This window comes from Chthonomonas sp., assembly GCF_035294165.1.
GTDB lineage: Bacteria > Armatimonadota > Chthonomonadetes > Chthonomonadales > Chthonomonadaceae > Chthonomonas.
The window spans coordinates 1-5,624 of sequence record NZ_DATGLN010000198.1; the positions used below are offsets into that span (position 1 = coordinate 1).

6 protein-coding genes, 1 tRNA gene and 1 pseudogene are annotated in these 5,624 nt (G+C 55.4%); 4 read left to right on the forward strand and 4 right to left on the reverse strand.

Going from position 1 to position 5,624, the window contains the following annotated elements; translation table 11 throughout:
• Positions 1–70: 70 nt before the first annotated feature.
• The 4 genes from VKV29_RS10865 (at position 71) to VKV29_RS10880 (ending at position 2,069) form a co-directional block, all read left to right on the forward strand.
• Positions 71–412 (forward strand): P-II family nitrogen regulator, encoded by a 342-nt coding sequence (locus VKV29_RS10865; protein WP_324201330.1) that lies wholly within the window; start codon positions 71–73, stop codon positions 410–412.
• Positions 413–501: 89 nt separating this feature from the next.
• The gene (locus VKV29_RS10870) at positions 502–1,350 is read left to right on the forward strand and encodes a segregation and condensation protein A (RefSeq protein ID WP_324201331.1); all 849 of its coding nucleotides are present in this window, start codon (positions 502–504) and stop codon (positions 1,348–1,350) included.
• The gene (gene scpB, locus VKV29_RS10875) at positions 1,347–1,916 is read left to right on the forward strand and encodes an SMC-Scp complex subunit ScpB (RefSeq protein WP_324201332.1); all 570 of its coding nucleotides are present in this window, start codon (positions 1,347–1,349) and stop codon (positions 1,914–1,916) included. The genes VKV29_RS10870 and scpB overlap by 4 nt, the downstream gene beginning before the upstream one ends.
• An 81-nt stretch (positions 1,917–1,997) precedes the next feature.
• Positions 1,998–2,069: transfer RNA gene (locus VKV29_RS10880), tRNA-Gln, on the forward strand.
• A gap of 104 nt (positions 2,070–2,173) precedes the next feature.
• Here the strand turns inward: VKV29_RS10880 and VKV29_RS15385 are convergent.
• From VKV29_RS15385 to VKV29_RS10895, 4 genes and pseudogenes are all read right to left on the reverse strand, one after another.
• A complete protein-coding gene (locus tag VKV29_RS15385; protein WP_414647352.1) occupies positions 2,174–2,443 on the reverse strand; it encodes an HNH endonuclease in 270 nt (89 codons plus the stop codon).
• A complete protein-coding gene (locus VKV29_RS10885; RefSeq protein ID WP_324201333.1) occupies positions 2,400–2,813 on the reverse strand; it encodes a hypothetical protein in 414 nt (137 codons plus the stop codon). Before VKV29_RS10885 ends, VKV29_RS15385 begins: the two co-directional genes overlap by 44 nt.
• Positions 2,814–3,206: 393 nt before the next feature.
• Positions 3,207–4,478, reverse strand: coding sequence for a 2-oxoglutarate dehydrogenase complex dihydrolipoyllysine-residue succinyltransferase (odhB, locus tag VKV29_RS10890; RefSeq protein ID WP_324201334.1), 1,272 nt, complete (start codon positions 4,476–4,478; stop codon positions 3,207–3,209).
• Between the two features lie 116 nt (positions 4,479–4,594).
• Positions 4,595–5,624, reverse strand: a pseudogene (locus VKV29_RS10895) (2-oxoglutarate dehydrogenase E1 component); the annotation flags it as partial.

Here is a 5,624-nt window from a genome sequence, read left to right on the forward strand (position 1 = left end):
TCATTCTCTTGCTGTTTCGGCTCTTCGCTCTGAGATACGAGCTGAAGCGACAGACAGAGGAGGCAACACAATGATAAAAGTAGAAGCGATGATTCGCCCCCAAAAGCTGGACGATGTCACCGCGGCGCTCTCCGAAATAGGAGTGCGGGGCATGACCATTACCGAAGTGCGCGGTTCAGGGAAGCAGAAGGGGCTTACGCACCTTTATCGAGGAGTTGAGTACACCGTAAACCTTTTACAGAAGGTGAAGATCGAGATCGTTGTGAAGGATTCGGAGGCTCAACTTGTGGCAGAAACCATCGCCAAAGCCGCCCGTACCGGCGAGATCGGAGACGGAAAAATCTTCCTTTCCCCCATTTCCGACGTCATTCGCATCCGAACCGGTGAAACCGGTGAGGCGGCGCTGGAGTAGGCGCTACAGCACCTCGTTTCAGCCCCCTTCCTCGGAAGCTATCGAGGAAGGGGGATTTTCACTCACTTTCAAACTTTGGCGAAACCCGCTTGTGGCTTATTGACATCGCCCGACTTAGTCCAGTAAAATGCCTTGTCATGGAAAACTCCGCGTTGGTCTCGCCCCCCAAACGCTCGCCGCTTACCCCGGCGGCCATGCCTCCCGTTCACTTAGAAGCTTTTGAGGGGCCACTCGATCTACTCTTGCACCTTATTCGCATCAATGAGATAGACATCTACGACATCCCTATCGCCGAGATCACCCGGCAATACCTGCAGGTGATAGAGGCCATGGAGGCGTTGGATTTGACGATAGCCGGGGAGTACCTGGTTATGGCGGCCACTCTCATCGAGATCAAGTCGCGCATGCTGCTGCCTCAAACTCCGAAAGAAGAGGATGCGTTTGAGGCGGAGGAAGACCCTCGGGCAGAGCTGGTACAGCGTCTGTTGGACTATCAACAGTTCCGCGATACGATCGCCACCCTGCAGCGGTGGGAAGAGGAGCGACGCCGCATCTATTTTCGCGACGCGGCGCAAAATGTGGAGGACTACCTGCTGCCTGTTCCCCAAGGAGAGATTACGCTGGCGCAGCTGCATCACGCACTTCATCAGATGTTGGCACGCGCCGGCCTAGAGAAGAAGCCACTCACCACCGTGGTGCCACGGCGTCGCCTTAGTTTGCGCCTTAAGATGCTAGAGATTGTGCGCAAACTAGAGGCCGTTGCTCCAACGGCAGTGCCATTCGAGAGCTTTTTCATGCTGCCGGGGCCGCTTTATGACATTGTGCTCACCTTTCTGGCGGTTCTGGAGCTTTTGCGGCTCGGGCGCGTGCGTGTGGAGCAGGCCGAACCCTTCGCACCCCTTTATCTTTATGCAGCGCAGGAGGACTCCGGGTCATGAGCACTTCCTTAGAGGCCGCACTGGAGTGCCTGCTTTTCGTTTCCGGTGAACCCCTTCCTGTTGAAGAGTTGGCTCGGGCCACCGGAGAGGAGCCGTTACGTGTAGAGGAGGCGCTTCGTTCGTTGCAGGTCGCGCTTGTAGAACGCCACAGCGGTCTGCAGTTGCTACGCATCGCAGGAGGCTGGCAGTTGGCCACCCGTCCGGAGTATGCGGAGTGCGTGGGGCGTTTACTAACGCCTCGCGCCAACAAGCTTTCCCGTGCGGCCTTAGAGACTTTGGCGATTATCGCCTATCGCCAGCCCATTACGTTGCCGGAGATAGAGGCGATTCGGGGCGTTTCATCGGATGGCGTTCTCAAAACGCTTTTAGAGCGGCGCCTCATTGCCGAAGCGGGCAAGAAGGTTGCTCCCGGTCGTCCCACGCTTTACGTTACGACCTCCGAGTTTTTGCACTATTTCGGCATTGCCAGCCTGGAAGCGCTGCCTCCCCTTGAGGCGGAGCCATCTCCACCGTCTGAATTGCCCGCCGAGTCGGCTGTGGAGGGGGTCTACCCGCGGAGCGGATAGGTATTTTGAAGGCGGTTTGTGGGTGGTAGCTCTTGACAAGAGCGAAGGCGGCGTTGTATCATAAAAGGTGCAGAGAGATATTGCCGGGTGGTGCAGTGGTAGCACAGCTGACTCTGGATCAGTTGGTCGGAGGTTCGAATCCTTCCCCGGCAGTTTAAGCGGATGCCCTTCTAACGAGCATCCGCCTGTTTTGTTTGTTCTGTTTGTTTCATCATGAAGCAACCTATTTTCCTGCTTGCAGACTACATCTGAGCGGTTTAAGCCTTAAAAATATTTTTACGATGCCAATCCAACGCCTCTAACGCTGGTGTATACCGGCTATTTCGAGGGAGCAGTATTGTGGAGCCAGGGATAATATAGTTGCATGTGTTTCGCAAATGAGGCGAGCAGAGTATCTGGAATTCATGCGTTATCGTGAACCAGCCTGCATCGAAGCCGTAGTGATGGTTCTTACAAAGCGCTATGCCGTTCCGAGGATCATTGTTATGGAATTTGGAAAAATGGGAGGATATGCGCAGCGTCCACAAGCATTGTTCTATGCGGCATAAAGGTGGCTATCCGACAAACAGCACATCTATTTTCATAAAGCTCCCTAATTACTTTTGGGAAAAGGGCGTTACGAAGGTAGTAACCTATCTCATCTGCGGTTTCCCGTACCCCTGTAACTCGGAATTTGGCTTGCGCCTCCGCCTTTAACCTTTCCAGCTCATAATCCAAAGGCCTTTTTGGTATTTCGTACAAGACTTTCTCAAGACTCAACGGGAAATAGGTATTAAGAAGGTGCTGCTTAAATATTTGCCGCCACTTTCGCTGTTGTAGAATTTTCCAAAGTTCGTCCGGGAATTTAGCACCATCTACAACCTCACTCAACTCACTAAGACAAGTTGGATTTCCCACTTCCTCCTTTGAAATAGGGCGTCCCCCACGAATGAGTTGCCAGAAACCATCATGAACAAGGTAGCGGAAGGGATAGTATATACGTTCTCGCCAGCTAGCCTCTGTAGGGACCAAAGACCTCCAATAAGAATGAACCAGGGCTACAAGCTCCGGTGTGATCTGTATAAAATTTTCCCGGATATAGCCGCGTTCTATTGCATCTAGTATTGCCAAGAGCAATACAGGCTTATGTGGCGCAAATCCCTTCTTTGACTGGTAGTTTCTATGTAGATGGCTCCAGAGACGAAGGTATGTCGTGGTTACATCCGAGTCCATCGCAATATGTGGCAGTAGATGAATACGCAGGCAAGCCGTAGGCGTGCCTGCGCAGGTGGCACAAGAAGCAAAAACGGCCTAGCCTTCGAGCAGGAGCGTTTCGGGGTCTTCGATAAGCTCCTTAATGCGCACAAGAAAGCGCACCGCATCGCTGCCGTCTATCAGACGATGATCGTAGGAGAGAGCCAAATACATCATCGGGCGTATTACGATCTCCCCGTTCACCACCACCGGGCGCTCCTGAATTTTGTGCATGCCCAAAATGCCTACCTGGTTGCCGTTGAGAATGGGGGTGGAAAGCAACGAACCGTAAACACCCCCGTTGGTGATGGTGAAAGTGCCCCCCATAAGTTCCTCGAGCTTAAGCCTGCCTTCTCGGGCGCGAGCGGCCAAATCGGCGATCTCAGCTTCAAGCTCGGCAAAGGTCTTCCTATCCGCATCGCGTATCACCGGCACGGTTAACCCACGCTCGCTGCCTACGGCGATGCCTATATCGTAATAGTACTTTTTGATGACCTCGGTGCCTTGAATCTCGGCGTTTAGGTAGGGAAACGCCTTCAACGCCCCAACAACAGCCTTGGTAAAGAACGACATAAAGCCGAGATTGACCCCGTAGCGCTCCTTAAAGGCATCGCGACGACGCTTGCGAATCTCTATCACAGCGCTCATGTCGGCCTCGTTGAAGGTGGTGAGCCGAACCGCGTTGCGCTCCGACTCTTGGAGATTGCGAATGAGCGTGAGGCGTAAACGTGAGAGCGGCTCCCGCTCCTCTCGCCGACCAAATGAGGCCGTAAGCGATGACAGCACAGGCGGCAGCGTGCCGGAAGGTGTGGAGGCCGTGGGTTTCTGCGGCTCTTTCTCGACGGAAGGTGGGGCAGAAGAGGATGCCTGGGTGAACTGGCGCACATCCTCTATGGTGATTTTGCCGTTCGGGCCGCTGCCCTTGCCTTTGAGGGCGCTGAGATCAATGCCTTGCTCCACAGCAACCTTCTCGGCCAAGGGCGTGGCTATGGGCGGATGCGCTTCCGATTTTTCGGCCACGGCGGTTTCGACGGGCGCGTTTTCAACAGCCGATTTGACCGCCTGCGGCGCCGCCGGCACGGCGGCAGCCTCCGCCTCTACCACAATGGCAAGCACATCGCCGGGCTTTACCGTGTCGCCCTCCGGATGGACGATCTTTTGCAGTATGCCGGTAGCAGGCGCGTAAACCGGTAGGCTGACCTTATCGGTGGCAAGCTCCACTACCTCCTCGTCGCGCTCTACGCGATCTCCCTCCTTTTTATACCAGGTGCCGACCGTCGCTTCTACAACGGACTCGGCCAGTTGCGGCACTTGTATCTCAACGCCCATAGAATTGCGATCCTCTTTCCGAATTCGGTTTTATAGTACCACACCCGCAGGCTTGATAACCTCCAGGCCAAGCTTTTAGCGATGGTTCTTCAGGGCCGATGGGTTCGCCAAAAGCGCTATTTGGCGATCCGGGCCGCCTCTCGGCGCGAGAGGGAGAGCGCGGGAATGTCGGAGATGGCTGCCCGAAGAATGCGCTCCTGCACAACGAGGTGACGTGGACGCGACCCCTCCGCCGTGCTTGCCGATTCCTCCCTGCCGATATAGCGAATGGGACAATCCACCTCTAGTTTCTGTAGCAGAGCACGCAAACGCGGCTCCATAAAGCTCCAAGCGCCCATGTTTTGTGGCTCTTCTTGCAGCCAAACCAGCTCACGTATGTTGGGATAGCCGCCGATAACCTTTGCAAGGGCCTCGGCAGGGAAGGGGTAGAGCTGCTCAACACGCGCAACGGCCAGGCGCTCTTCCTTAAAAACCTCCTCACGAGGTTCCCCGTTGGACTGGTAGAGGAGGTTCATATAGACCTTGCCGCTGCATAGAATAAGCCGCGTAACACGGTTGGCGCGATTTCGCGCCTCATCATCATCGAGCACCGGCAGAAAGCGCCCTTCCACCAACTCTTGCAAGGAGGCAGCCGCGTTTTTGTCGCGCAAGAGGCTTTTCGGGGTGAAGATGACCAACGGCTTAGGGCTGTGGCGCATGAGGGCGGCTTGACGCCTGAGAACGTGAAAGTATTGGGCTGCAGTGGTGCAGTTAACCACGCGCATGTTGTTTTCGGCGCAGAGCTGCAGATAGCGCTCCACCCGAGCGCTAGAATGCTCCGGCCCTTGTCCCTCGTAGCCGTGCGGCAACAGCAACACGAGGGATGGGCTTTGCCCCCACTTTGCATAGCCGGCCGCAATGAACTGGTCTATAATCACCTGGGCTCCATTGGCAAAATCGCCGAACTGCGCCTCCCATAAGGTGAGAGCATCAGGCGCATGAACGCTATAGCCGTATTCAAAGCCGAGCACGGCGCTTTCGGAAAGAGGGCTGTTATAGACGGCAAAGGAGGCGCGCGCCTGAGGAAGATGCTCTAGCGGCGCATAGCGCTCGCCCGTCTCAACGTCGTAAAGGGCGAGGCGACGCTGATCGAAGGTGCCGCGCTCC